This is a genomic window from Larsenimonas salina, from assembly GCF_023736155.1.
Classification (GTDB): domain Bacteria; phylum Pseudomonadota; class Gammaproteobacteria; order Pseudomonadales; family Halomonadaceae; genus Larsenimonas; species Larsenimonas salina.
Map to the genome: position 1 here is coordinate 15964 of NZ_JAMLJJ010000007.1, position 24151 is coordinate 40114.

Annotated in this window: 30 protein-coding genes; all 30 read left to right on the top strand. The window is 54.7% G+C overall.

Annotated elements, in window-relative coordinates:
* Nucleotides 1–45 precede the first annotated feature (45 nt).
* Complete coding sequence (gene rpoB / locus NAT23_RS12645) at nt 46–4122, top strand: DNA-directed RNA polymerase subunit beta (protein WP_251928900.1); 4077 nt, start codon at nt 46–48, stop codon at nt 4120–4122.
* Nucleotides 4123–4206: 84 nt separating this feature from the next.
* Nucleotides 4207–8421, top strand: a complete 4215-nt coding sequence (rpoC, locus tag NAT23_RS12650) for a DNA-directed RNA polymerase subunit beta' (RefSeq protein WP_251595306.1) — start codon at nt 4207–4209, stop codon at nt 8419–8421.
* 144 nt (nt 8422–8565) lie between these two features.
* A complete protein-coding gene (rpsL, locus tag NAT23_RS12655) occupies nt 8566–8940 on the top strand; it encodes a 30S ribosomal protein S12 (protein WP_251595308.1) in 375 nt (124 codons plus the stop codon).
* Nucleotides 8941–9023: 83 nt separating this feature from the next.
* Nucleotides 9024–9494 (top strand): 30S ribosomal protein S7, encoded by a 471-nt coding sequence (rpsG, locus tag NAT23_RS12660; protein ID WP_251595310.1) that lies wholly within the window; start codon nt 9024–9026, stop codon nt 9492–9494.
* An 18-nt stretch (nt 9495–9512) separates the two neighbouring features.
* Nucleotides 9513–11633, top strand: coding sequence for an elongation factor G (gene fusA / locus NAT23_RS12665; RefSeq protein ID WP_251928901.1), 2121 nt, complete (start codon nt 9513–9515; stop codon nt 11631–11633).
* 29 nt (nt 11634–11662) lie between these two features.
* Nucleotides 11663–12856 (top strand): elongation factor Tu, encoded by a 1194-nt coding sequence (gene tuf, locus NAT23_RS12670; protein ID WP_251595314.1) that lies wholly within the window; start codon nt 11663–11665, stop codon nt 12854–12856.
* Nucleotides 12857–13018: 162 nt separating this feature from the next.
* A complete protein-coding gene (rpsJ, locus tag NAT23_RS12675; protein ID WP_251595316.1) occupies nt 13019–13330 on the top strand; it encodes a 30S ribosomal protein S10 in 312 nt (103 codons plus the stop codon).
* Between the two features lie 128 nt (nt 13331–13458).
* Nucleotides 13459–14097 carry a 50S ribosomal protein L3 gene (gene rplC, locus NAT23_RS12680; protein ID WP_251595318.1) on the top strand — a complete coding sequence of 213 codons (639 nt, stop codon included), beginning with the start codon at nt 13459–13461 and terminating at the stop codon, nt 14095–14097.
* A 13-nt stretch (nt 14098–14110) separates the two neighbouring features.
* Complete coding sequence (rplD, locus tag NAT23_RS12685) at nt 14111–14719, top strand: 50S ribosomal protein L4 (RefSeq protein ID WP_251928902.1); 609 nt, start codon at nt 14111–14113, stop codon at nt 14717–14719.
* The gene (gene rplW, locus NAT23_RS12690; RefSeq protein ID WP_251595322.1) at nt 14716–15015 is read left to right on the top strand and encodes a 50S ribosomal protein L23; all 300 of its coding nucleotides are present in this window, start codon (nt 14716–14718) and stop codon (nt 15013–15015) included. Before rplD ends, rplW begins: the two co-directional genes overlap by 4 nt.
* Before the next feature lie 16 nt (nt 15016–15031).
* Nucleotides 15032–15859, top strand: coding sequence for a 50S ribosomal protein L2 (rplB, locus tag NAT23_RS12695; protein ID WP_251595324.1), 828 nt, complete (start codon nt 15032–15034; stop codon nt 15857–15859).
* Nucleotides 15860–15882: 23 nt separating this feature from the next.
* Entirely contained in the window at nt 15883–16158 is a 276-nt protein-coding gene (gene rpsS / locus NAT23_RS12700; protein WP_251595326.1) for a 30S ribosomal protein S19, read from the top strand.
* 11 nt (nt 16159–16169) lie between these two features.
* Entirely contained in the window at nt 16170–16505 is a 336-nt protein-coding gene (gene rplV, locus NAT23_RS12705; RefSeq protein WP_251595328.1) for a 50S ribosomal protein L22, read from the top strand.
* A gap of 11 nt (nt 16506–16516) precedes the next feature.
* Nucleotides 16517–17218 carry a 30S ribosomal protein S3 gene (rpsC, locus tag NAT23_RS12710; protein ID WP_251595330.1) on the top strand — a complete coding sequence of 234 codons (702 nt, stop codon included), beginning with the start codon at nt 16517–16519 and terminating at the stop codon, nt 17216–17218.
* 11 nt (nt 17219–17229) lie between these two features.
* On the top strand, nt 17230–17643 hold the full coding sequence (gene rplP / locus NAT23_RS12715) for a 50S ribosomal protein L16 (RefSeq protein ID WP_251595332.1): 414 nt from the start codon (nt 17230–17232) through the stop codon (nt 17641–17643).
* On the top strand, nt 17643–17834 hold the full coding sequence (gene rpmC, locus NAT23_RS12720) for a 50S ribosomal protein L29 (RefSeq protein ID WP_251595334.1): 192 nt from the start codon (nt 17643–17645) through the stop codon (nt 17832–17834). Before rplP ends, rpmC begins: the two co-directional genes overlap by 1 nt.
* Before the next feature lies 1 nt (nt 17835).
* Nucleotides 17836–18096 carry a 30S ribosomal protein S17 gene (rpsQ, locus tag NAT23_RS12725; protein ID WP_251595337.1) on the top strand — a complete coding sequence of 87 codons (261 nt, stop codon included), beginning with the start codon at nt 17836–17838 and terminating at the stop codon, nt 18094–18096.
* 47 nt (nt 18097–18143) lie between these two features.
* Nucleotides 18144–18515, top strand: a complete 372-nt coding sequence (rplN, locus tag NAT23_RS12730) for a 50S ribosomal protein L14 (RefSeq protein ID WP_251595339.1) — start codon at nt 18144–18146, stop codon at nt 18513–18515.
* 15 nt (nt 18516–18530) lie between these two features.
* On the top strand, nt 18531–18848 hold the full coding sequence (gene rplX / locus NAT23_RS12735; protein ID WP_251595341.1) for a 50S ribosomal protein L24: 318 nt from the start codon (nt 18531–18533) through the stop codon (nt 18846–18848).
* Nucleotides 18849–18866: 18 nt separating this feature from the next.
* Nucleotides 18867–19406: a 50S ribosomal protein L5 gene (rplE, locus tag NAT23_RS12740; RefSeq protein WP_251595343.1), complete on the top strand. Its 540-nt coding sequence runs from the start codon at nt 18867–18869 to the stop codon at nt 19404–19406.
* A gap of 10 nt (nt 19407–19416) precedes the next feature.
* Nucleotides 19417–19722 (top strand): 30S ribosomal protein S14, encoded by a 306-nt coding sequence (gene rpsN / locus NAT23_RS12745; RefSeq protein ID WP_251595345.1) that lies wholly within the window; start codon nt 19417–19419, stop codon nt 19720–19722.
* 24 nt (nt 19723–19746) lie between these two features.
* A complete protein-coding gene (gene rpsH, locus NAT23_RS12750; protein WP_251595347.1) occupies nt 19747–20139 on the top strand; it encodes a 30S ribosomal protein S8 in 393 nt (130 codons plus the stop codon).
* Nucleotides 20140–20148: 9 nt separating this feature from the next.
* On the top strand, nt 20149–20679 hold the full coding sequence (gene rplF, locus NAT23_RS12755) for a 50S ribosomal protein L6 (protein WP_251928903.1): 531 nt from the start codon (nt 20149–20151) through the stop codon (nt 20677–20679).
* Between the two features lie 9 nt (nt 20680–20688).
* A complete protein-coding gene (gene rplR / locus NAT23_RS12760) occupies nt 20689–21039 on the top strand; it encodes a 50S ribosomal protein L18 (RefSeq protein WP_251595351.1) in 351 nt (116 codons plus the stop codon).
* 11 nt (nt 21040–21050) lie between these two features.
* A complete protein-coding gene (gene rpsE / locus NAT23_RS12765) occupies nt 21051–21554 on the top strand; it encodes a 30S ribosomal protein S5 (RefSeq protein WP_251595353.1) in 504 nt (167 codons plus the stop codon).
* A 5-nt stretch (nt 21555–21559) separates the two neighbouring features.
* Nucleotides 21560–21739, top strand: coding sequence for a 50S ribosomal protein L30 (gene rpmD / locus NAT23_RS12770; RefSeq protein WP_251595355.1), 180 nt, complete (start codon nt 21560–21562; stop codon nt 21737–21739).
* 3 nt (nt 21740–21742) lie between these two features.
* Nucleotides 21743–22177 carry a 50S ribosomal protein L15 gene (rplO, locus tag NAT23_RS12775; RefSeq protein ID WP_251595357.1) on the top strand — a complete coding sequence of 145 codons (435 nt, stop codon included), beginning with the start codon at nt 21743–21745 and terminating at the stop codon, nt 22175–22177.
* Nucleotides 22178–23512 carry a preprotein translocase subunit SecY gene (secY, locus tag NAT23_RS12780; RefSeq protein WP_251595359.1) on the top strand — a complete coding sequence of 445 codons (1335 nt, stop codon included), beginning with the start codon at nt 22178–22180 and terminating at the stop codon, nt 23510–23512.
* A 29-nt stretch (nt 23513–23541) separates the two neighbouring features.
* Nucleotides 23542–23655, top strand: coding sequence for a 50S ribosomal protein L36 (rpmJ, locus tag NAT23_RS12785; RefSeq protein ID WP_077373351.1), 114 nt, complete (start codon nt 23542–23544; stop codon nt 23653–23655).
* Nucleotides 23656–23788: 133 nt separating this feature from the next.
* Complete coding sequence (rpsM, locus tag NAT23_RS12790) at nt 23789–24145, top strand: 30S ribosomal protein S13 (RefSeq protein ID WP_251595361.1); 357 nt, start codon at nt 23789–23791, stop codon at nt 24143–24145.
* Nucleotides 24146–24151 lie beyond the last annotated feature (6 nt).

A 24151-nucleotide genomic window follows, 5' to 3' on the forward strand; every position in this document is an offset into this window, starting at 1 on the left:
GCCGACCGTGCCGGTCACTCATGGTGAACAAGCTGGGGAATACAGATGGCTTACTCATACACTGAGAAAAAACGCATCCGCAAGGATTTTGGCAAACTGCCCCAAGTGATGGATGTGCCTTACTTGCTGGCCATCCAGCTTGACTCCTATCACGACTTCCTCCAACAGGAGATGGCGCCTGCAAAGCGCCGTGATGTCGGTCTGCATGCCGCTTTCAGCTCCGTGTTTCCGATCGAGAGCTTTTCGGGCAATGCAGCGCTCGAATACGTCAGCTACCGTTTTGGTACGCCCGCTTTCGATGTCAAGGAGTGCCAGCAGCGCGGAGTAACTTACTCTGCACCGCTGCGCGTCAAGGTTCGCTTGATCATTTATGATAAGGAATCTTCGAACAAAGCAATTAAGGACATTAAAGAGCAAGAAGTCTACATGGGAGAAATTCCTCTCATGACAGAAAATGGCACCTTTGTGGTCAATGGGACCGAGCGTGTCATTGTTTCTCAGCTGCACCGCAGTCCCGGTGTGTTTTTCGACCACGACAAGGGTAAGAGTCACTCGTCCGGTAAGCTGCTTTATTCAGCGCGAGTCATTCCTTATCGCGGTTCGTGGCTCGATTTTGAGTTTGATCCCAAAGATAACGTCTACGTGCGTATCGACCGCCGCAGAAAGCTGCCGGCAACGGTGCTGCTGCGTGCGTTGGGCTTCAGCTCAGAAGAAATGTTGGGCAAGTTCTTTGATACATCCGTATTTCATGTTGAGAAATCCGGATTCTCGGTTGACCTTGTTCCGGCGCGCCTGCGCGGTGAGACTGCGATCTTCGACATTCGTGACAACGAAGGTGGCTTGATCGTCGAAGAAGGTCGCCGTATTACTCAAAAGCATATTCGTCAGCTCGAAAAGGCCGGTATCGAACGTCTCGACGTTCCGATGGAGTACCTGCTTGGCAAGACGCTGGCAAAGGATCAGATCGACCCGAACACTGGAGAGCTGATCTGCAATTGCAATACCGAACTGACGGAAGATCTGATCGCCAAGTTGGGCCAGGCAGGCATTGCCTCGCTTGAGGTGTTGTATACCAACGACCTCGATACGGGTGCGTTTGTTTCGGATACGCTCAAACTCGATACCACCTCATCACGCCTTGAAGCGCTGGTTGAGATTTATCGAATGATGCGTCCGGGCGAGCCGCCGACCAAGGAAGCGGCAGAGTCCCTGTTCAACAACCTGTTCTTTACCGAAGATCGTTATGATCTTTCCGGTGTCGGTCGAATGAAGTTCAACCGCCGTCTGCGTCGGGATACCGATGAAGGCGAGGGCGTGTTGTCCAATGACGACATCGTAACGGTGATGCGTGAGCTGATCAGCATTCGTAACGGCGTTGGTGAAGTCGATGACATCGACCACCTGGGTAACCGTCGTATTCGAAGCGTCGGTGAGATGGCGGAGAACCAGTTCCGTGTCGGTCTGGTGCGTGTCGAACGTGCTGTACGTGAGCGTCTGTCCATGGCAGAAAGCGAAGGCCTGATGCCGCAGGACCTGATCAACGCCAAGCCGGTTGCGGCGGCGGTGAAGGAGTTCTTCGGTTCGAGCCAGCTTTCCCAGTTCATGGACCAGAACAACCCGCTGTCGGAGGTCACGCACAAGCGTCGTGTTTCCGCATTGGGTCCGGGTGGTCTGACGCGTGAGCGCGCCGGTTTCGAAGTGCGTGACGTTCACGCTACGCACTATGGCCGTTTGTGCCCGATCGAAACGCCGGAAGGCCCGAACATCGGTTTGATCAACTCGCTGGCGACGTACTCGCGTACCAATAGCTACGGGTTCCTCGAGACCTCGTACCGCAAGGTCGTGGACCGCAAGGTGACCGACGATGTTGTGAACCTGTCTGCCATCGAAGAGGGCGATTTCGTTATCGCTCAGGCCTCGGCCACGGTCGATGAGCAGGGCAACCTGATTGATGATCTGGTCCAGGTTCGTCACAAGGGTGAAACCACCTTCATGACGCCTGACAAGGTCACCCTGATGGACGTGTCTCCGCGCCAGGTCGTGTCCGTTGCGGCGGCGCTGATCCCGTTCCTCGAGCACGATGACGCTAACCGCGCCTTGATGGGCTCGAACATGCAGCGTCAGGCTGTACCGACACTGCGCGCCGACAAGCCGCTCGTTGGTACCGGCATGGAGCGCTTTGTTGCACGTGACTCCGGCGTGTGCGCTGTAGCGCGTCGCGGTGGTGTGGTCGATTCGGTCGATGCCAAGCGTATCGTTATTCGTGTCAGCGAAGATGAAATCGAGGGCGGTGAAGCCGGCGTCGACATCTACAACCTGACCAAGTACGTGCGCTCGAACCAGAATACCTGCATGAATCAGCGGCCTGTCGTGCGCCCAGGCGATCTGGTAGCGCGTGGCGATAACCTGGCCGATGGTCCGTCCGTTGATATGGGTGATCTGGCGCTTGGTCAAAACATGCGTCTCGCGTTCATGCCCTGGAATGGCTACAACTTCGAGGACTCGATTCTGATTTCAGAGCGTGTCGTTGAAGAGGATCGGTTCACTACCATTCATATTCAGGAGCTGACCTGCGTGTCGCGAGACACCAAGCTTGGTTCTGAAGAGATTTCTTCGGATATTCCGAATGTGGGTGAGTCGGCGCTTTCAAAGCTTGATGAATCCGGCATTGTCTATATCGGTGCGGAAATCAATCCTGGCGATATTCTGGTCGGTAAAGTCACGCCGAAGGGCGAGACCCAGCTGACGCCGGAGGAAAAGCTTCTGCGCGCCATCTTCGGTGAGAAGGCCTCTGATGTTAAAGACACATCCTTGCGTGCCTCAACGGGCATGAAAGGAACGGTCATTGACGTTCAGGTCTTCACGCGTGACGGGGTCGAGAAGGACCAGCGTGCGCTCTCGATCGAGCAAATGCAGCTCGATGAAGTGCGCAAGGATCTTCAGGAAACCTATCGTATCGCCGAAGATGCGACGTTTGAGCGTCTTCATCGTGCCTTGAGCGATCAGCCGGTCAACGGTGGCCCGAATCTCAAGAAGGGCGATGTACTGTCTGAAGCCTATCTTGATGATCTGCCGCGTCAGCAGTGGTTCAAGCTGCGCCTGCAGGACGAGACGCTCAATGAGCTTCTGTCTCAGGCCGACGAGCAGCTTCAGAATCGCCGCAAGGAGATGGACGAGCGTTTTGAAGACAAGAAACGCAAGTTGACTCAGGGCGATGATCTGGCGCCGGGCGTACTCAAGATCGTCAAGGTCTATCTGGCCGTTAAACGCCGGATTCAGCCAGGCGACAAGATGGCGGGTCGTCACGGTAACAAGGGTGTTATTTCCGCGATCATGCCGGTCGAAGATATGCCGTTCGACGAAACGGGCATGCCTGTCGATGTAGTGCTTAACCCCTTGGGTGTACCGTCACGAATGAACGTCGGTCAGATTCTCGAAACCCACCTCGGCCTGGCCGCGTGGGGGCTTGGTGAGAAGATCAACCGCATGATGCAAAATGCGCGCGATCAGCAGCTCGGCGAAATGCGCGAGTTCCTTGCCAAGGTCTATAACGAGAGCGGCGGTCGCCAGGAAACGCTTGATGAGCTTAGTGATGATGAAATCATCACCCTGGCCAAGAACCTGTCGAAGGGTGTGCCGATTTCGACACCGGTCTTCGATGGTGCCAAGGAAAGTGAAATCAAGGGGCTTCTGAGACTCGCTGATCTGCCGGATTCCGGTCAGATGACGCTGTTCGACGGGCGTACCGGCGAGAAGTTCGATCGTCCGGTGACGGTAGGTTACATGTACATGCTCAAGCTCAACCACCTGGTCGATGACAAGATGCACGCTCGTTCCACGGGCTCCTACTCGCTGGTAACGCAGCAGCCGTTGGGCGGTAAAGCTCAGTTCGGTGGTCAGCGTTTCGGTGAGATGGAGGTCTGGGCACTCGAGGCGTACGGCGCAGCCTACACGCTTCAAGAGATGCTGACGGTCAAATCCGATGACGTCGAAGGGCGAACCAAGATGTACAAGAACATCGTGGATGGCGATCACAGCATGCAAGCAGGTATGCCGGAATCGTTCAACGTACTCGTCAAAGAGATTCGCTCGCTGGGTATCGACATCGAGCTTGAAAGCTAAGGCGATTCGCCGAACACCCTTTGTTGGTCCGCGGGGGGGATTCGTCCCCCCTGCCCATGACAACTCCGCAACGGAGCCGACCCTATGAAAGATTTGGTCAAAGTTCTCAAATCGCAGGCACAGTCCGACGAATTCGACGCCATCAAGATTACTTTGGCGTCACCGGACATGATTCGCTCGTGGTCATACGGCGAGGTCAAAAAGCCCGAAACTATTAATTATCGGACCTTCAAGCCGGAGCGCGATGGTCTGTTCTGCGCCAAGATTTTTGGCCCGGTCAAGGATTACGAGTGCTTGTGCGGCAAATATAAGCGCATGAAGCATCGTGGGATCATTTGTGAGAAGTGTGGCGTCGAGGTGACCAAGGCTGCCGTGCGTCGTGAGCGCATGGGGCATATCGAACTGGCCTCTCCGGTCGCGCACATCTGGTTTCTGAAATCGCTGCCGTCTCGTATCGGTATGCTGCTCGACATGACGCTGCGTGACATCGAGCGCGTTCTCTATTTTGAGTCCTTCGTCGTGATCGACCCCGGCATGACGACACTCGAGCGCGGTCAGCTTCTTAACGACGAGCAATACTTCGAAGCGCTTGAAGAGTTCGGTGATGACTTCGACGCCCGCATGGGTGCCGAGGCGGTCAAGGCGCTGCTGGCTGATATTGAGCTGGATGAAGAAGTCGAGCAGCTGCGCGAGGAAATTCCGCAGACCAACTCCGAGACCAAGATCAAGAAGCTTTCCAAGCGTTTGAAGCTGATGGAAGCCTTCCAGAAGTCCGGCAACAACCCGGAATGGATGATCATGGAAGTGCTACCGGTGCTGCCGCCGGATCTGCGCCCGTTGGTACCGCTTGATGGCGGACGTTTCGCGACGTCTGACCTTAACGACCTTTACCGTCGTGTTATCAACCGTAATAACCGCTTGAAGCGTCTGTTGGATCTCAATGCGCCGGACATTATCGTGCGCAATGAGAAGCGTATGCTTCAGGAGTCGGTCGATGCCCTGTTGGACAACGGTCGTCGCGGTCGTGCCATCACTGGCTCGAACAAGCGCCCGCTCAAGTCGCTGGCCGACATGATCAAGGGTAAGCAGGGCCGTTTCCGTCAGAACCTGCTTGGTAAGCGTGTCGACTATTCCGGTCGTTCCGTTATCACCGTAGGTCCGCAGCTGCGTCTGCATCAGTGCGGTCTGCCCAAGAAGATGGCGCTTGAGCTGTTCAAGCCGTTTATCTATTCAAAGCTACAATCGCTGGGCTATGCCTCCACGATCAAGGCTGCGAAGAAGATGGTTGAACGCGAAGTGCCGGAAGTCTGGGACATCCTGGCTGACGTCATTCGCGAGCATCCGGTCATGCTTAACCGTGCGCCGACGCTTCACCGTTTGGGTATCCAGGCGTTTGAGCCGATGCTGATCGAAGGCAAGGCCCTTCAGCTGCATCCGCTGGTCTGCGCGGCCTATAACGCCGACTTTGACGGTGACCAGATGGCGGTGCACGTACCGTTGACACTTGAGGCGCAGCTTGAAGCTCGTGCGCTGATGATGTCGACCAACAACGTGCTATCACCGGCCAACGGTGAGCCGATCATCGTGCCGTCGCAGGACGTCGTTCTGGGTCTTTATTACATGACCCGCGAGAAGGTGAATGCGAAAGGCGAAGGCATGGTCTTTGCCGATCTCAATGAGCTTGATCGCGCCTTCGGTACTCAAAATGTCGAGCTGCACGCCAAGGTTCGCGTTCGTATCACCGAGTGGACTCGTGAAGATGAGCACAGTGAGTTTGTGCCATCCACGTCACTCAAGGATACGACGGTCGGCCGTGCGCTTCTGTATCGCATCGTACCCAAGGGGCTTGCGTTTGAGCTGGTGAATCGTCCGATGAAGAAAAAGGCGATTTCTCAGCTGATTAACTCAGGCTATCGCCAAGTTGGTCTGAAAGAAACGGTCATCTTTGCCGACCAGTTGATGTACACCGGTTTCCGTCTGGCAACCTGGTCGGGCGCGTCAATCGGCGTCAACGACTTCGTTATCCCTGACTCGAAGAAATCGATCATCGATGCGGCCGAGGACGAAGTCAAAGAGATCGAGTCTCAGTTCTCTTCCGGTCTTGTAACGGCAGGTGAGAAATACAACAAGGTCATCGATATCTGGTCCAAGGCAAACGACAAGGTTGCCAAGGCGATGATGGCCGGTATTTCGAAAGAAACCGTGATCGATCGAGACGGCAATGAAGTCGAGCAGGATTCGTTCAACAGCGTCTTTATCATGGCGGACTCCGGCGCACGTGGTAGTGCTGCACAGATTCGTCAGTTGGCAGGCATGCGTGGTCTGATGGCCAAGCCGGATGGCTCGATCATCGAGACACCGATCACCGCCAACTTCCGTGAAGGTCTTAACGTACTTCAGTACTTTATCTCGACGCACGGTGCCCGTAAGGGTCTTGCCGATACGGCCCTCAAGACGGCGAACTCAGGTTATCTGACGCGCCGTCTGGTCGATGTCGCACAGGACCTGGTCGTGACCGAAGAGGACTGTGGTACCGAAAACGGCGTAACGCTGCATCCGGTCATCGAAGGCGGCGACATCATCGTATCGCTCGCCCAGCGTGTTCTTGGCCGTGTTGTTGCGCAGGACGTGGTCGATCCGCAGACTCAGGATATCCTCATCCCGAGAGGCACGCTTCTCGACGAGGCCTGGTGTGACAAGCTTGACACCATGGGTGTCGATGAGATCATCGTGCGCAGCTCGATCAACTGCGATACCAATCACGGTGTGTGCTCGAACTGCTACGGACGTGATCTGGCGCGCGGTCATCTGGTCAACGTCGGTGAGTCCGTTGGTGTCATCGCGGCACAGTCGATCGGTGAGCCGGGGACCCAGTTGACCATGCGTACCTTCCACATCGGTGGTGCGGCGTCTCGTGCGTCCGCGGTCGACAGTGTTCAGGTCAAGCATGGTGGCAGTGTTCGTCTGCATAACATCAAGTCGGTCGAGCGCAGCGATGGCAAGTTGATCGTGGTGTCGCGTTCCAGCGCTCTGGCGGTTGCCGATGAGCATGGTCGTGAGCGCGAGTACTACAAGCTGCCCTACGGTGCCGAACTGTCCATCAAGGACGGCGATCACGTCGAACCTGGCCAGACCGTTGCCAAGTGGGATCCGCACACGCATCCGATCGTTGCTGAAGTGGCAGGTCGAGTGCAGTTCACCGACATGGAAGACGGCCTGACCGTTAACCGCAGCGTCGATGAAATGACGGGTCTGTCTTCGATCGAGGTCATCGAGAGCGGTAACCGTCCGGCAGCAGGGCGTGACAAGCGACCGATGGTCATGCTTGTCGATGAGCGTGGCGAGTACATCTCTCTGCCAGGTTCGAATACGCCGGTTCAGTACATGCTGCCGGGTAATGCGATCGTCTCGGTCGAGAACGAATCCGGCATCGGTGTTGGTGAAATCGTTGCCCGTATTCCGGTTGAGGCGTCCGGTAACAAGGACATCACCGGTGGTCTGCCGCGTGTTGCCGACCTTTTCGAGGCACGTAAACCGAAAGAGCCGTCCATTCTGGCGGAAATTTCCGGTGTGGTTAGCTTCGGCAAGGAAACGAAAGGCAAGCGTCGCCTAGCGATTACCCCGGCCGACGGCGATCCGTTCGAAATGCTGATTCCGAAATGGCGTCAAATCAGCGTCTTTGAAGGTGAGACGGTCGAGAAGGGTGAAGTGATCTCTGACGGTCCGAGCAATCCGCACGATATTCTGCGTCTGCTTGGTGTTGAAGAGCTTGCCAAGTACATCACGGTCGAAATCCAGGACGTCTACCGTCTGCAGGGCGTTGGCATCAACGACAAGCACATCGAGGTTATCGTGCGTCAGATGCTACGTAAGGTCGAGATTCTCGATGCCGGCGATACAGAGTTGATCCCGGGTGACCAGGTTGATGTCGATCGCGTGCTTCAGGTGAATGCGGCAGCCGAGGCGAACGGCAAGTTCCCGGCCAAGTTCGAGCGTGTGTTGCTGGGTATCACCAAGGCATCGCTTGCAACGGAATCGTTCATTTCGGCGGCGTCGTTCCAGGAAACGACTCGCGTTCTGACCGAGGCGGCAGTAACCGGCAAGCGCGACTATCTGCGCGGCCTGAAGGAGAACGTTGTTGTTGGCCGTCTGATTCCTGCAGGTACCGGCCTTGCGCATCACGCCGAGCGTCGCCGCAAGCGTGATGAAGCCGAGCGGTTTGCGCATCCGTCGGCGGTTGACGTCGAACAGCAACTTGGCGAGCATCTGACGGCACTGGATGCTGACGACGATTTTTAAGGGAAGTGGGGCACCGAGGGGCGATGCCGCTCGGTGCGGGCTTGACGCCTATTGCCCAAAAACCTAAAATTCGCAGCCTTTGACAGTGGGAGAGTCTATGCTCTCCTGCTGCTTTAAGTGTCGAAACCCTCATTGGAGTGAGAAATGGCAACTGTAAACCAGCTCGTGCGTAAGCCGCGCAAGCGCCCTGTCGCCAAAAGCGACGTGCCCGCGCTTCAGGCTTGCCCGCAAAAGCGTGGTGTTTGTACCCGTGTATACACCACGACCCCTAAAAAGCCGAACTCTGCACTGCGTAAAGTCTGCCGTGTGCGTTTGACCAACGGCTATGAAGTTACTTCTTACATCGGCGGTGAAGGTCATAACCTTCAAGAGCACTCTGTTGTTCTGATCCGTGGTGGTCGAGTTAAGGACTTGCCCGGTGTGCGTTATCACACTGTGCGCGGTGCGCTGGATACATCCGGTGTTCAAAATCGTAAGCAGGGCCGTTCCAAATACGGCACCAAGCGTCCTAAATCCTAAATTCAATGTTGGTCTGATAAGAGTAAGGTCGGGCGAAGTTGTCCCGGGGTTACCTGAAGGACCCTTAAAAAAGAGGGCTTGTCATGCCTAGAAGGCGTATCGTAGCAAAACGTGAGATCCTGCCTGATCCGAAGTTCGGAAGCACGCGTCTCGCCAAATTCATGAACCACCTGATGATCAGCGGCAAGAAATCCGCGGCCGAGCGCATCGTCTATGGTGCGCTGGATCGCGTCGCCGAACGCTCCAATGAGGCGCCGCTGGACATGTTTGAAAAGGCACTTGAGACCATTCAGCCCATGGTTGAGGTTAAGTCTCGTCGTGTTGGTGGTGCGACCTATCAGGTGCCTGTCGAAGTTCGTCCTTCGCGTCGTAGTGCGTTGGCAATGCGCTGGATGGTTGATGCGGCACGTAATCGTGGCGAGAAAACCATGGTTCAGCGACTGGCTGGCGAAATTCTGGACGCGGCAGAGGGTAAAGGTGCCGCTGTTAAGAAGCGTGAAGACGTCCATCGCATGGCAGAAGCCAACAAGGCTTTCTCCCACTACCGCTTCTAAACCATAGGATTAGCTATCGTGCCACGTAAGACTCCACTTAAGCGTTACCGGAATATTGGTATCGTTGCACACGTCGACGCTGGTAAGACCACAACTACCGAGCGTGTCCTGTTTTATACCGGTCTGTCCCATAAGGTTGGCGAGGTCCACGAAGGGGCAGCCACCATGGACTGGATGGAGCAGGAGCAAGAGCGCGGTATTACCATTACATCGGCTGCTACCACTTGCTTCTGGCAAGGCATGAACAAGCAGTTCGATGAGCACCGCATCAACATCATCGACACACCTGGACACGTTGACTTCACGATCGAAGTTGAGCGTTCACTGCGTGTTCTCGATGGTGCGGTCGTTGTGCTTTGCGGTTCCTCCGGCGTTCAGCCGCAGACGGAAACCGTATGGCGCCAGGCCAACAAATACGAAGTTCCGCGTATGGTCTTCGTCAACAAGATGGACCGCGCTGGCGCTGACTTCTTCATGGTCGTCAACCAGCTCAAGGAACGTCTTGGTGCGAATACGGTTCCAATCCAGATCAACTGGGGTGCCGAGGACGGCTTCAAGGGCGTTATCGATCTTATCCAGATGAAGGCAATTCTCTGGGATGAGGCGAACTTTGGCATGAATTACGACCTCGTCGATATTCCGGCAGAGCTTCAAGAGACTGCTGAGAAGTATCGCGAAGAGATGGTCGAGGCGGCTGCCGAAGCCTCTGAAGAATTGATGGACAAGTACCTTGAAGAAGGTGAGCTTTCCATCGAAGAGATCAAGGCCGGTTTGCGTCGTCGTACGCTCGACAACGAAATCGTACTGGTTACCTGTGGCAGTGCCTTCAAGAACAAGGGCGTGCAGGCGGTACTGGATGGCGTTATCGAATACATGCCGTCCCCGACCGAAGTCAAGGCGATCGAGGGTGAGCTCGACGACAAAGACGGCACGATCGCAACGCGTGAAGCCGATGATAGTGCACCGTTCTCTGCGTTGGCGTTCAAGATCGCAACCGACCCGTTCGTTGGTACGTTGACCTTCATGCGCGTCTATTCAGGTGTTCTGAAGTCCGGCGACAGTATCTTCAACTCGGTTAAGTCCAAGAAAGAGCGCGTTGGTCGTATCGTTCAGATGCACTCCAACTCTCGTGAAGAGATCAAGGAAGTGTATGCAGGCGATATCGCGGCGTGCATCGGCCTTAAGGACGTTACCACCGGTGATACTCTGTGCGACCTGAATGACAAGATCATTCTTGAGCGTATGGAATTCCCGGATCCGGTTATCTCGGTTGCGGTTGAGCCGAAATCCAAGCCGGACCAGGAGAAGATGGGCGTCGCGCTAGGTAAGCTGGCCCAGGAAGATCCGTCTTTCCGTGTTCAGACCGACGAAGAGACCGGTCAGACCATCATTTCCGGTATGGGTGAGCTCCACCTTGACATTATCGTTGACCGCATGCGTCGCGAGTTCAAGGTTGAAGCGAACATCGGTAAGCCGCAGGTTGCTTATCGTGAAACCATTCGTACCAAGGTCGAGCAGGAAGGCAAGTTCGTTCGTCAGTCCGGTGGTCGCGGTCAGTTCGGTCACGTCTACCTTCGCATCGAGCCGCTCACGGCCGAAGACAAGGGCGAAGACGAAGAGATGAGCTTCAAGTTCGCCTCTGAAATCGTTGGTGGCGTCGTGCCGAAAGAGTACGTGCCTGCCGTCGAGAAAGGTGCATACGAGCAGCTTAAGAACGGTGTCATTGCCGGCTATCCGATGATTGACGTCAAGGTTACGCTGTTCGATGGTTCCTACCACGACGTGGACTCCAACGAAAACGCCTTTAAGGTTGCCTCGTCCATGGCGATCAAAGAAGGCGCTCGCAAGGCTGGGGCGGTACTTCTCGAGCCTGTCATGCGGGTTGAAGTTGTTACCCCTGAAGAGTTCATGGGTGATGTTATGGGCGACCTCAACCGTCGCCGTGGCTTGGTGCAGGGTATGGATGATTCTTCCTCAGGCAAGATCATTCGTGCAACAGTACCGCTGGGTGAGATGTTCGGTTACGCAACCGATCTACGCTCTCAGACCCAGGGCCGGGCAAGCTACTCCATGGAGTTTGCGAAATACGATGAGGCGCCCTCAAGCATCGTGGATGCCGTCATTAACCAAAACGGATGACCGTTAGTTAAGTTAAAGAGGTTATAGCAGTGGCTAAGGAAAAATTTGAACGTTCCAAACCGCACGTAAACGTTGGTACCATCGGTCATGTTGACCACGGTAAAACCACGTTGACTGCGGCACTTACTCGCGTATCTGCTGAAGTTTTCGGCGGCGACTGGCGTGAGTTCAATACCATCGATAACGCTCCGGAAGAGCGTGAGCGTGGTATCACTATCGCGACTGCGCACGTTGAGTACCAGTCCGAAGTACGTCACTACGCGCACGTTGACTGCCCGGGGCACGCTGACTACGTCAAGAACATGATCACTGGTGCTGCTCAGATGGACGGCGCTATCCTGGTCTGTTCCGCAGCTGACGGCCCCATGCCGCAGACTCGTGAGCACATCCTGCTGTCTCGTCAGGTTGGCGTTCCGTTCATCGTTGTCTTCCTTAACAAGGCGGACATGGTCGATGACGAAGAGCTGCTCGAGCTGGTCGAAATGGAAGTTCGCGAACTCCTCAACGAGTACGACTTCCCGGGCGATGACACGCCGATCATCATCGGTTCTGCCCTGATGGCACTTGAAGGCAAGGACGACAACGGCATGGGTACTACTGCTGTTGCCAACCTGATCAAGGCGCTGGATGAGTACATTCCGGAACCTGAACGTGCCATCGATCAGCCGTTCCTGATGCCGATCGAAGACGTCTTCTCAATCTCTGGTCGTGGTACTGTTGTTACCGGCCGTGTTGAGCGTGGTCTGGTTAAGACTGGCGACGAAGTTGAAGTTGTTGGTCTGCACGACACCACCAAGACCACCGTTACTGGTGTTGAAATGTTCCGTAAGCTGCTCGACGAAGGTCGTGCGGGTGAGAACATCGGCGCGCTTCTGCGTGGCACCAAGCGTGATGACGTCGAGCGTGGCCAGGTTCTGGCGAAAACCGGAACGATCAAGCCGCACACCAAGTTCGAATCCGAAGTCTACATCCTGTCCAAAGAAGAAGGCGGTCGTCACACTCCGTTCTTCAAGGGCTACCGTCCGCAGTTCTACTTCCGTACAACTGACGTAACCGGTACTTGTGAACTTCCGGAAGGCGTTGAGATGGTCATGCCGGGCGATAACGTCCAGATGGTCATTACTCTGATCGCACCGATCGCTATGGAAGACGGTCTGCGCTTCGCGATTCGTGAAGGCGGCCGTACCGTCGGCGCTGGTGTTGTTGCCAAGATCATTGAGTGATCCTATCGCTTGATGTTTAAAAGAAGGGGCTCGAAAGGGCCCCTTTGTCGTGCGTGTTTGACAGTTGAAGATGGTCTGCCTATAATGCGCATCCTTTAAATGCGTAGGCGGGCGGTCAACTTCAGCTGTCGGGCCGCCTTAATCCGTTGGAGTTTAGGGCTAATGCAGAACCAGAAAATCCGCATTCGGTTGAAAGCGTTCGACCACCGCCTGATTGATCAGTCCGCACAAGAAATCGTGGATACCGCGAAGCGTACTGGTGCACAGGTTCGTGGTCCGATCCCGCTGCCGACCAATCGCGAGCGTTACACCATCTTGGTTTCACCGCACGTCAACAAAGACGCGCGTGACCAGTATGAAATCCGTACGCATAAGCGCGTTCTAGATATCGTCGAGCCGACTGAAAAAACAGTTGATGCTTTGATGAAGCTGGATCTGGCTGCTGGTGTGGATGTTCAGATCAAGGTTGATTAATTAAATTACACTAGTCACTTCGGCTTAAAGCCGACGCGCCGGGATGGCGCCATACAATGTGCTAGTGGAATGCTCTGGAAAGGGCAGCCATAGCGGGTGATAGCCCCGTACACTATAGGAGACTGAGCATGACTATCGGTTTAGTCGGCAAGAAGAGCGGTATGACCCGTATCTTCACCGAAGACGGCACGTCCGTCCCCGTAACCGTAATCGAAGTCGAACCGAATCGCGTAACTGCCGTCAAGACACTTGAAGTCGATGGCTACCGCGCTATTCAGGTCACTTCTGGATCCCGCAAGGCCAAGCACCTTACTGCTTCCGTACGTGGTCAGTACGCGAAAGCGGGTGTTGAAGCTGGTCGGGCCCTCTCCGAGTTTCGTCTGTCTGAAGGTGATGAAGCACCTGAAGTCGGCGGTGAACTCACTGTATCCCTCTTTGAGGCCGGTCAAAAGATTGATGTGACCGGTACGTCCAAGGGTAAAGGGTTTGCTGGCGCCGTTAAGCGCTGGAACTTCCGTACCCAGGACAATACTCACGGTAACTCCCTCGCTCACCGTGCACCTGGCTCCATTGGTCAGTGTCAGACCCCCGGTCGTGTCTTCAAAGGCAAGAAGATGGCGGGTCAGCTGGGTAATGTGCGTTCCACAGTGCAGGGTCTTGAAGTCGTGCGTGTAGACGCTGAACGCAACTTGCTGCTGGTTCGTGGCGCGGTACCTGGTGCTACCGGTAGCGACGTTGTCGTGCGCAGTGCTGTTAAAGCTCGCTGAGGGGTTATTTCCGATGAATTTGAATCTCACTGGTTCAGGCGCAGGGGAAGTCGAACTTTCCGATGCGACCTTTGGTAAAGAGTTCAATGAGTCGTTGGTGCATCAAGTAGTTACTGCCTATATGGCAGCAGCTCGCCAAGGAACTCGTGCTCAAAAGAATCGTAGTGACGTAAGCGGTGGTGGTAAGAAACCGTGGCGTCAGAAGGGCACCGGCCGCGCTCGCGCGGGTACGATTCGCTCGCCGATCTGGCGCAGCGGTGGTGTGACTTTTGCTGCTCGTCCTCAGGACTTCTCGCAGAAGGTCAACCGAAAGATGTATCGCGCGGCAATGCGTTCGATCCTGTCCGAGCTGGTCCGTCAAGACCGCCTGGTCGCGGTTGAATCATTTGCGGTCGACTCGCCCAAGACCAAGCAGTTGGTCGGTAAGCTTAAAGAACTTGACCTCGAAAAAGTTCTTATTGTTACCGAAGACGTTGATCAGAATCTGTTCCTTGCTGCTCGTAACGTGCCCAATGTCGATGTTGTTGACGTGGCCGCAGCTGACCCTGTCAGCCTGGTTGCGTTCGACAAGGTCCTGATGACAGTGCCGGCGCTGCGGAAGTTCGAGGAGAAGTTGGCATGAACCAAGAACGTATTTTTAAAGTCCTGCTCGGCCCACACATGACCGAGAAAGCGGCTTCAGTTGCTGAAAACAGCAATCAGTACGTGTTCAAAGTGGCCGCTGACGCGACCAAGCCTGAAATTAAAAAGGCCGTTGAATCTCTGTTTGAGACCAAGGTCGCAGGTGTTCAGGTTCTGAACATGAAAGGCAAGGTCAAGCGCAGCATTCGTGGTGAAGGTCGCCGTCAGGGGTATCGTAAAGCCTACGTCACCTTGGCGCAGGGCGAGACGCTCGACGACTTCACTGGCAACGAGTGAGGCAGGAGAACAGATCATGGCAGTAGTTAAGACAAAACCGACGTCTGCGGGCCGTCGTCACAAGGTCAAAATTGTTGACGAGACCGTCTATAAAGGACGTCCTTATGCGCCTCTGCTCGAAGCACAGCATCGCAGCGGCGGCCGAAACAACAACGGTCGTATCACTACACGTCACGTTGGTGGTGGTCATCGCCAGCACTATCGCTTGATCGATTTCAAGCGTAGCAAGGACGGTGTCGCAGCAACGGTCGAGCGTATCGAATACGATCCGAACCGTAGTGCCAACATTGCACTGCTCAAGTATCTCGATGGCGAGCGTCGTTACATCATCGCTCCCAAAGGTGTTTCAGCAGGCGATCGCCTTGAATCAGGTGTTAATGCGCCGATCAAGCGGGGCAATACCTTGCCGCTTCGCAATATTCCTGTGGGCTCCACTATCCACTGCATCGAGCTCAAGCCTGGTAAGGGCGCTCAGATGGTGCGTAGTGCAGGTGCCAGTGCTCAGCTGGTAGCGCGCGAAGGTAACTACGCCACAATCCGCATGCGCTCTGGCGAAATGCGTCGTGTTCTTTCCGAATGTCGTGCCACGTTGGGCGAAGTCGGTAACTCGGAACACAGCCTGCGTCAGCTGGGTAAAGCTGGTGCCAAGCGTTGGAAAGGCGTTCGTCCTACCGTCCGCGGTGTCGCGATGAACCCGGTCGATCACCCGCATGGTGGTGGTGAAGGTCGCACAAGTGGCGGTCGTCATCCGGTTAGCCCGTGGGGTATGCCGACCAAGGGTCATAAGACGCGCAAAAACAAGCGTACTGACAAGCTTATTGTCCGTCGCCGCAAAGCCAAGTAACAGGATATTAAGGGGTAACGGCTGTGCCACGTTCATTGAAGAAAGGTCCTTTTATTGACCTTCATCTTTTGAAGAAGGTTGAGGCGGCTGTGGAAAAGAACGATCGTAAACCGATCAAGACTTGGTCGCGTCGTTCGATGATCCTTCCAAACATGGTTGGACTCACCATTGCCGTCCATAACGGTCGCCAGCATGTGCCGGTTTACATCTCTGAAGAGATGGTTGGTCACAAGCTCGGTGAATTTGCTGCCACCCGTACCTACCGCGGTCACGCGGCAGATAAGAAAGCCAAGCGGTAAGGAGCGAAGAAATGCAAGAAGTAGCTGCTACATTGCGCGGCGCTAGCCTCTCTGCTCAGAAGGCCCGTTTGGTTGCTGATCAGGTACGCGGAAAGCCGGTCGCAGAAGCGATTGAACTGCTGACCTTCTCACCAAAGAAAGCAGCGCATTTGGTGAAGAAAGTATTGCAGTCAGCGGTTGCTAACGCTGAAGAAAATAACGGCATGGACATCGATGAGCTGCGTGTTTCGACCATCTGCGTCGATGAGGGCATGACGCTCAAGCGCATCCGTCCGCGCGCCAAAGGCCGTGCAGACCGGATTCTGAAGCGCACTTGCCACATCACCGTCAAGGTAGCCGAGAAGTAGGAGTCGACCAGATGGGTCAGAAAGTAAATCCAATTGGCATTCGCCTCGGGATCGTTAAGGACCATACATCGGTCTGGTACGCCGAGGGCGGAGCCTACGCAGATAAGCTGAACAACGATCTCCAAGTCCGTCGTTTTCTTGAAGATCGTCTGAAAAACGCCTCTGTGAGCCGTATTCAAATCGAACGTCCGGCAAACAATGCGCGTATTACCGTTCACACTGCCCGTCCGGGTATCGTGATCGGCAAGAAGGGTGAGGACGTTGATCGTCTTCGTCGCGAACTGACTGAGATGATGGGCGTGCCAGTTCACGTTAACATCGAAGAAATTCGCAAGCCTGAACTCGATGCTGCTCTGGTTGCTCAGAACATCGCTGGTCAGCTCGAGCGTCGTGTCATGTTCCGTCGTGCCATGAAGCGCGCGGTACAGAATGCGATGCGCCTGGGTGCTAAAGGTATCAAGGTTCAGCTGTCAGGTCGTCTTGGTGGTGCCGAGATCGCTCGTACCGAGTGGTATCGCGAAGGACGCGTACCACTTCATACACTGCGTGCCGACATCGACTACGCGACGTATGAAGCCCACACCACGTATGGCGTCATTGGCGTCAAAGTGTGGATCTTCAAAGGCGAAATCCTTGGGGGTATCGAAGAAGTGCGTGCCAAGCAGAAACAGGCACAGCAACCTTCTGCACCCAAGAAGAAAGGTTCTAAGTAAGGGGGTAGTCGATGTTACAGCCCAAACGTACCAAGTTCCGTAAGCAGCAAAAAGGTCGCAACCGCGGCCTCGCGCATCGCGGTAGCGATGTAAGCTTCGGAGAGTTTGGTCTCAAGGCAACAGGTCGTGGTCGTATTACGGCGCGCCAGATCGAGGCGGGTCGACGCGCAATCACCCGTCACGTAAAGCGTGGTGGTAAAATCTGGATTCGCGTGTTCCCGGACAAGCCGATTTCCGAAAAGCCGCTTGAAGTTCGTATGGGTAAGGGTAAGGGCTCAGTAGAATACTGGGTTGCTCAGATCCAGCCGGGCAAGGTGCTTTACGAGATCGAAGGTGTCTCTGAATCGCTGGCTCGTGAAGCATTCACGCTGGCTGCTCAGAAAATGCCGGTATCCACCACCTTTGTTAAACGGACGGTGATGTGATGAAAGCTCAGGAACTTCGCGAAAAGTCAGTCGAGGCGCTTAAGGACCAGCTGCTGGAGCTTCTCCGCGAGCAGTTCAATCTGCGGATGCAAAAAAATACCGGTCAGCTGACCCAGGTTCATTTGCTAAAGCAGGTTCGTCGCGATATCGCTCGCGTCAAAACCACGCTCAACGAGAAGTCAGGTGATTGAGATGGCCGAAGAAACAAATGCACGTCGACTCACTGGCAAGGTGGTGAGCGACAAGATGGAGAAATCCATCGTTGTAATGATCGAGCGTCGTGAGCGTCATCCGATCTACGGAAAGTACATGAAACGCTCTACGAAGCTGCACGCCCACGACGAAACCAACCAGGCACGTCTTGGTGACACTGTTTCAATCGAAGAGTGTCGTCCGCTTTCCAAAAAGAAAGCTTGGACTCTGGTCGAAGTGGTGGAGCAGGCCAAGGGTTAATCCCGGCTGGCCTCTCCAGTGCAGACAGTTAGGTTTGGAGAAAACCAATGATTCAAACGCAAACAATGCTGGATGTCGCCGACAACAGCGGCGCTCGCAGGGTCCAGTGCATCAAGGTGCTTGGTGGATCCCATCGGCGCTATGCACGTGTAGGCGACATCATTAAAGTGACGGTCAAGGAAGCAATTCCGCGTGGCCGCGTTAAGAAAGGCCAGGTACTCAAGGCTGTGGTCGTTCGCACACGTAGCGGCGTTCGTCGTCCGGATGGCTCTTTGATTCGCTTCGATGGGAATGCGGCCGTTCTGCTGAACAATGCTAACGAGCAGCCCATCGGTACACGTATCTTTGGGCCAGTGACTCGTGAGCTTCGCAACGAGAAGTTCATGAAAATCATTTCCTTGGCGCCCGAAGTGCTGTAAGGAGCGAGGCGGAATATGCGCAAGATCAAACGTGACGACGAAGTAATCGTTATCGCCGGAAAGGACAAGGGCAAGCGCGGTACAGTAAAGCGTGTACTGCAAGACGGCCGGTTTGTTATCTCTGGTGTGAACATGGTGAAACGTCACACTAAGCCAAACCCGATGTTGGGTACTCAAGGGGGTATCGTCGAGCGCGAAGCTCCGATCCATGGTTCTAACGTTGCTATCTTCAATGCGGAGACTGGCAAGGCGGATCGGGTCGGCTTTTTGGTGCAAGATGACGGTACTAAGGTCCGTATCTTTAAGTCGACTCAAAAGCAGATCGACGCCTAAAGCGACTCGGGTGGCAATATGGCGAACTTGAAAGAACAGTACCAAAACGAAGTCAAAGCCAAACTGAAAGAAGAGTTTGGCTATGACAGCGTGATGCAGATTCCAAGCATCACTAAAATCACTCTCAATATGGGAGTGGGTGACGCGACCAGCGATAAGAAGTTGATCGAGAACGCCGCTGCGGATCTCGAGAAACTTTCCGGCCAGAAGCCGATCATCACCAAGGCACGTAAATCCGTCGCGGGCTTTAAAGTCCGTGAAGGTTGGCCCATCGGTGTGAAGGTGACCCTGCGCCGTGAACGCATGTGGGAATTCCTCGATCGTCTGGTGAACATCGCGATTCCGCGTGTTCGTGACTTCCGAGGCCTGAACCCCAAATCGTTCGATGGCCGTGGAAACTACTCCATGGGTGTTCGTGAGCAGATCATTTTCCCGGAGATCGAGTATGACAAGGTCGATCGGGTTCGTGGTCTGGACATCACGATCACAACCAGTGCTAACACCGACGACGAAGGTCGTGCACTCCTTAGTGCACTGAACTTCCCGTTCAAGAAATAAGGTTGAGATCATGGCTAAAAAGAGCATGGTTGAGCGTGAACTGAAGCGCGCCAAACTGGTAGATAAATACGCTGCCAAGCGCGCTCAGCTCAAGGCCATCATCCAAGATGTCAATGCTTCTGATGAAGAGCGCTTCGACGCACAGCTTCAACTCCAGAAGCTGCCGCGTGATTCCAGCCCGGTGCGTCAGCGTAACCGCTGCCGCATTACCGGTCGTCCCCATGGCTACTACAACAAGTTCGGCCTTGGCCGTAACAAGCTTCGCGAAGCAGCCATGCGTGGTGACGTTCCTGGTCTGACCAAGTCCAGCTGGTAACCACGTTTATTAGGAGCGCACTACATGAGCATGCAAGACACTCTGGCGGATATGTTGACCCGTATCCGTAATGCGCAGGCCGCAACCAAGGAGACGGTTTCCATGCCGTCTTCCAAGCTCAAGGTTGAAGTGGCCCGTGTATTGAAAGAAGAAGGCTATATCACAGAAGCGGTTGTTGAAGGTGAACAGAAGCCGCAGCTGGTCGTTACGCTGAAATATTTCGAAGGCAAGCCTGTCATCGAGCATATCCAGCGTGTTTCCAAGCCCTCGTTGCGTATCTACAAGGGCAAGGACGAGCTACCTAACGTAGCTGACGGCCTCGGTGTAGCCATTGTCTCCACCTCCAATGGTGTTATGACTGACCGCGCAGCGCGTCAGGCCGGCGTTGGCGGTGAAGTGATCTGCACCGTATTCTAGGAGTGATAGATGTCCAGGATCGCAAAGTATCCCGTTACGCTGCCTAACGGTGTTGAGGTAAATCTCGACAATGATAAGTTGACCGTCAAAGGCAGCCAGGGTCAGCTTGAAACAGCAATTCACAACGACGTGATTGTTGCCAAGGAAGATGGTCAGTTGACCTTCAAGCCGAGCCCGTCCGCTAAGGGCTGGGCTATGGCCGGCACGGTTCGTGCTCTGGTCAACAACATGGTCGTCGGTGTATCCACTGGCTTCACCAAGACCCTTGAAATCAACGGTGTCGGTTATCGTGCCCAAGTCAATGGCGGCACGCTGAACCTGACGCTCGGGTTTTCCCATCCGGTTGAGTATCAACTTCCGGAAGGTGTAACCGCCGAGACGCCGAAGAACACTGTTATCGTGCTGAAAAGTGCTGATAAACAGCGTCTGGGGCAGGTAGCGGCTGAAATCCGTGCTTTCCGTCCGCCGGAGCCGTACAAGGGCAAAGGTATTCGTTATGGCGACGAGCAAGTTCGCCGTAAAGAAGCCAAGAAGAAATAAGGCAGGGTTATGAACGCGAAGAAAGAATCTCGTCTCCGTCGTGCCCGCCGTACGCGTGCAAAGATTCGCGAGCTTGGTGTCAACCGCTTGTGTGTCAACCGCACGCCGCGTCATATGTACGCGCAGATCATTTCTGCGGACGGCGGTAAAGTACTCGTAAGCGCTTCCACTCTGGATAAATCCCTGCGTGGTGAGACCTCTGGAAACGTCGAAGCTGCTGCTAAAGTCGGTTCCCTGCTCGCAGAACGTGCGAAAGAAGCTGGGATCACTGACGTCGCCTTTGACCGTTCCGGTTTTCGTTTCCACGGTCGGGTCAAGGCGCTCGCAGACGCTGCCCGTGACGGCGGCTTGCAATTCTAAAGGGTTCTACGATGGCGAATAACGAACAGAAAGCGAACGGTGAACTGCAAGAGAAGCTCGTGCAGATCAACCGTGTCGCCAAGGTGGTCAAGGGTGGTCGGATCTTCGGCTTCACCGCACTGACTGTCGTTGGCGATGGCAAAGGCCGCATCGGCTTCGGTCGTGGTAAGGCGCGTGAAGTGCCGATCGCGATTCAAAAAGCCATGGACCAGGCGCACCGTAATATGGTTAAGGTCGAACTGAAGGGTCATACCCTCCAGTATCCGGTCAAGGCCAACCACGGCGCATCCAAGGTCTACATGCAGCCTGCTTCCGAGGGTACAGGTATTATCGCCGGTGGTGCGATGCGTTCTGTGCTCGAATTGGCTGGAGTCCACGACGTTCTGGCGAAGTGCTACGGATCTACCAATCCGGTAAACGTAGTACGTGCAACGGTAAAAGGGCTTGCGTCCATGCGCTCGCCTGAAGACGTTGCTGCCAAGCGTGGCCTCTCCGTCGAAGCGATTACGGGGTAATCACCATGGCGACAATCAAAGTTAAGCAGGTTCGCAGCACGATTGGTGTTCTGGAAAAGCACAAGGCCACGGTACGTGGTCTTGGTCTGCGCCGCATCAATCATTCTGTCGAACTGGAAGACACCCCTGCCGTACGCGGTATGATCAACAAGGTAAATTACCTTGTACGTGTTGAGGGAGAGTAATCCATGAAACTGAATACACTTAGCCCGGCTCCGGGCTCCAAGCACGCTGCAAAGCGCGTTGGTCGTGGTATCGGTTCTGGCTTGGGTAAGACAGGCGGTCGCGGTCACAAGGGCTTGAAATCTCGCTCTGGTGGCAGCGTTAAGCCGGGCTTTGAAGGCGGTCAGATGCCGCTTCAGCGTCGTCTTCCCAAGTTCGGTTTTACGTCGCATAAAGCGCTCAAATCTCAGGAAGTTCGCCTTGCTGAGCTGGGCCTTGTCGATGGCGACGTGGCTGATCTGGAAAGCCTGAAAGCAGCAAATGTCCTGAAAGATGCTACGCAATTCGCGAAAGTCATCCTTTCCGGGGAACTGGATAAGGCAGTCACCGTGCGCGGACTCAAGGTCACCAAAGGTGCCCGAGCTGCAATCGAAGCTGCTGGCGGCAAGGTAGAGGACTAAATGGCCAAGTCAGGAAAAATGCCGGCGAACGCACAAAGTGGTCTTTCCGAGCTCTGGGCTCGTTTACGCTTCGTGTTTCTGGCTATCGTGGTTTACCGTATCGGTGCCCACATCCCGGTTCCCGGTATCAATCCTGACCAGCTTGCTGCCCTGTTTAGGGAAAACCAAGGCACCATCCTGAGTCTGTTCAATATGTTTTCAGGTGGTGCCCTGGAGCGGATGAGTATCTTCGCGCTGGGTATCATGCCCTATATTTCCGCGTCGATTATCATGCAGTTGCTGACCGTCGTGTCGCCCCAGCTTGAGCAGTTGAAGAAAGAGGGGGAGGCTGGTCGCCGCAAGATCAGTCAGTACACCCGCTATGGCACGGTCATTCTTGCCCTGATTCAGTCGATCGGTATGGCAGTAGGTCTGGTCGGAAATGGAGTCGCCTACAGTGCCGATATCAGTTTTTACTTTACTGCTGTCGTCACATTTGTGGCAGGTGCCGTTTTTCTGATGTGGCTTGGTGAGCAAATCACCGAGAAGGGTATCGGCAATGGTATTTCATTGATCATCTTTGCAGGCATCGTTGCAGGGCTTCCAAGCGCGCTTGGTCAGTCCTTCGAACTTGCCCGTAACGATGGTGCATGGAATGTTCTACCTATTCTCGCACTGGGTGTCCTTGCAATTGCAACGGTCGCGTTCGTTGTCTTCATCGAACGGGGTCAGCGCCGTATCAAGGTCAATTACCCAAGGCGTCAGGTAGGAAACAAGATGTATGCTGGGCAGAGCAGTTATCTGCCGATGAAGGTCAATATGGCGGGTGTTATCCCTCCGATCTTCGCATCCAGTATCCTTCTTTTCCCGGCATCAGTCGGCCAGTGGTTCGGCCAGACGCCTGGAATGGAATGGATGCAAACGGTGTCTCAGGCTCTTGGCCCAGGGCAGCCGCTTTACATCTTGCTTTTTGCAGTTGCCGTAGTATTCTTCTGCTTCTTTTATACAGCGCTCGTCTTCAACCCTAAAGACGTGGCTGATAACTTGAAGAAGTCCGGCGCCTTTTTGCCCGGCATTCGGCCAGGTGAGCAAACGACGCGTTATATCGATAAGGTTATGACGCGACTAACGCTTTTTGGCGCTTTGTATATCACGCTTGTTTCCTTGATGCCTCAGTTCCTGATGGTCGCATGGCAGGTGCCTTTCTATTTCGGAGGCACATCGCTACTGATCGTTGTCGTGGTGATCATGGACTTCATGGCTCAAGTGCAGTCCCATTTGATGTCGAATCAATATGAGTCGGTGATGAAAAAAGCCAATCTCAAGGGATATGGCAGTGGCGGCGTGATGCGCTGAGGCGCCCGCTAAGCAAACTGGAGTGAACGATGAAAGTTCGAGCCTCTGTTAAGAAGATTTGCCGAAATTGCAAGATTATTCGGCGTCGTGGTGCGGTTCGTGTTATTTGCACTGAACCTCGTCACAAACAGCGTCAAGGTTAAGCCCTGACTCTGTTTCAGTAAAAAGGGTGCGGCATATATTCTGACTCTTGCCTGATGGTAGATGAGGGGATATACTGTCGCGCCTTTTTATAGTTATCAACCGAGCAAGCCGCTCAATAGTCGGAGAAAGCTGATGGCCCGTATTGCAGGCGTCAATATCCCGGACAACAAGCACGCGGCGATCTCGCTGACTTACATCTACGGGATCGGTCGGACTCGCGCACAGGAAATCTGTGTTGCTGTTGGCATCGAGCCGAGTGCAAAGGTGGGCGAACTGTCCGCTGAGCAACTCGACGAAGTGCGCAGCGAGGTCGGCAAGTATGTCGTAGAAGGTGACCTTCGCCGTGAAATCACGCTTAACATTAAGCGTCTCATGGACCTGGGTTGCTATCGAGGTCTGCGCCATCGCCGCAGTCTTCCGATGCGCGGACAGCGCACGAAGACGAACGCGCGTACCCGTAAAGGGCCGCGTAAACCGATTCGCAAATAACGCACG

Bases quoted from the DNA above. Each gene is read 5' to 3' on its own strand.
- rpoB (WP_251928900.1), top strand. From the start codon at position 46: ATGGCTTACTCATACACTGAGAAAAAACGCATCCGCAAGGATTTTGGC.
- rpoC (WP_251595306.1), top strand. From the start codon at position 4,207: ATGAAAGATTTGGTCAAAGTTCTCAAATCGCAGGCACAGTCCGACGAA.
- rpsL (WP_251595308.1), top strand. From the start codon at position 8,566: ATGGCAACTGTAAACCAGCTCGTGCGTAAGCCGCGCAAGCGCCCTGTC.
- rpsG (WP_251595310.1), top strand. From the start codon at position 9,024: ATGCCTAGAAGGCGTATCGTAGCAAAACGTGAGATCCTGCCTGATCCG.
- rpsJ (WP_251595316.1), top strand. From the start codon at position 13,019: ATGCAGAACCAGAAAATCCGCATTCGGTTGAAAGCGTTCGACCACCGC.
- rplC (WP_251595318.1), top strand. From the start codon at position 13,459: ATGACTATCGGTTTAGTCGGCAAGAAGAGCGGTATGACCCGTATCTTC.
- rplD (WP_251928902.1), top strand. From the start codon at position 14,111: ATGAATTTGAATCTCACTGGTTCAGGCGCAGGGGAAGTCGAACTTTCC.
- rplW (WP_251595322.1), top strand. From the start codon at position 14,716: ATGAACCAAGAACGTATTTTTAAAGTCCTGCTCGGCCCACACATGACC.
- rplB (WP_251595324.1), top strand. From the start codon at position 15,032: ATGGCAGTAGTTAAGACAAAACCGACGTCTGCGGGCCGTCGTCACAAG.
- rplV (WP_251595328.1), top strand. From the start codon at position 16,170: ATGCAAGAAGTAGCTGCTACATTGCGCGGCGCTAGCCTCTCTGCTCAG.
- rpsC (WP_251595330.1), top strand. From the start codon at position 16,517: ATGGGTCAGAAAGTAAATCCAATTGGCATTCGCCTCGGGATCGTTAAG.
- rplP (WP_251595332.1), top strand. From the start codon at position 17,230: ATGTTACAGCCCAAACGTACCAAGTTCCGTAAGCAGCAAAAAGGTCGC.
- rpmC (WP_251595334.1), top strand. From the start codon at position 17,643: ATGAAAGCTCAGGAACTTCGCGAAAAGTCAGTCGAGGCGCTTAAGGAC.
- rpsQ (WP_251595337.1), top strand. From the start codon at position 17,836: ATGGCCGAAGAAACAAATGCACGTCGACTCACTGGCAAGGTGGTGAGC.
- rplN (WP_251595339.1), top strand. From the start codon at position 18,144: ATGATTCAAACGCAAACAATGCTGGATGTCGCCGACAACAGCGGCGCT.
- rplX (WP_251595341.1), top strand. From the start codon at position 18,531: ATGCGCAAGATCAAACGTGACGACGAAGTAATCGTTATCGCCGGAAAG.
- rplE (WP_251595343.1), top strand. From the start codon at position 18,867: ATGGCGAACTTGAAAGAACAGTACCAAAACGAAGTCAAAGCCAAACTG.
- rpsN (WP_251595345.1), top strand. From the start codon at position 19,417: ATGGCTAAAAAGAGCATGGTTGAGCGTGAACTGAAGCGCGCCAAACTG.
- rpsH (WP_251595347.1), top strand. From the start codon at position 19,747: ATGAGCATGCAAGACACTCTGGCGGATATGTTGACCCGTATCCGTAAT.
- rplF (WP_251928903.1), top strand. From the start codon at position 20,149: ATGTCCAGGATCGCAAAGTATCCCGTTACGCTGCCTAACGGTGTTGAG.
- rplR (WP_251595351.1), top strand. From the start codon at position 20,689: ATGAACGCGAAGAAAGAATCTCGTCTCCGTCGTGCCCGCCGTACGCGT.
- rpsE (WP_251595353.1), top strand. From the start codon at position 21,051: ATGGCGAATAACGAACAGAAAGCGAACGGTGAACTGCAAGAGAAGCTC.
- rpmD (WP_251595355.1), top strand. From the start codon at position 21,560: ATGGCGACAATCAAAGTTAAGCAGGTTCGCAGCACGATTGGTGTTCTG.
- rplO (WP_251595357.1), top strand. From the start codon at position 21,743: ATGAAACTGAATACACTTAGCCCGGCTCCGGGCTCCAAGCACGCTGCA.
- secY (WP_251595359.1), top strand. From the start codon at position 22,178: ATGGCCAAGTCAGGAAAAATGCCGGCGAACGCACAAAGTGGTCTTTCC.
- rpmJ (WP_077373351.1), top strand. From the start codon at position 23,542: ATGAAAGTTCGAGCCTCTGTTAAGAAGATTTGCCGAAATTGCAAGATT.
- rpsM (WP_251595361.1), top strand. From the start codon at position 23,789: ATGGCCCGTATTGCAGGCGTCAATATCCCGGACAACAAGCACGCGGCG.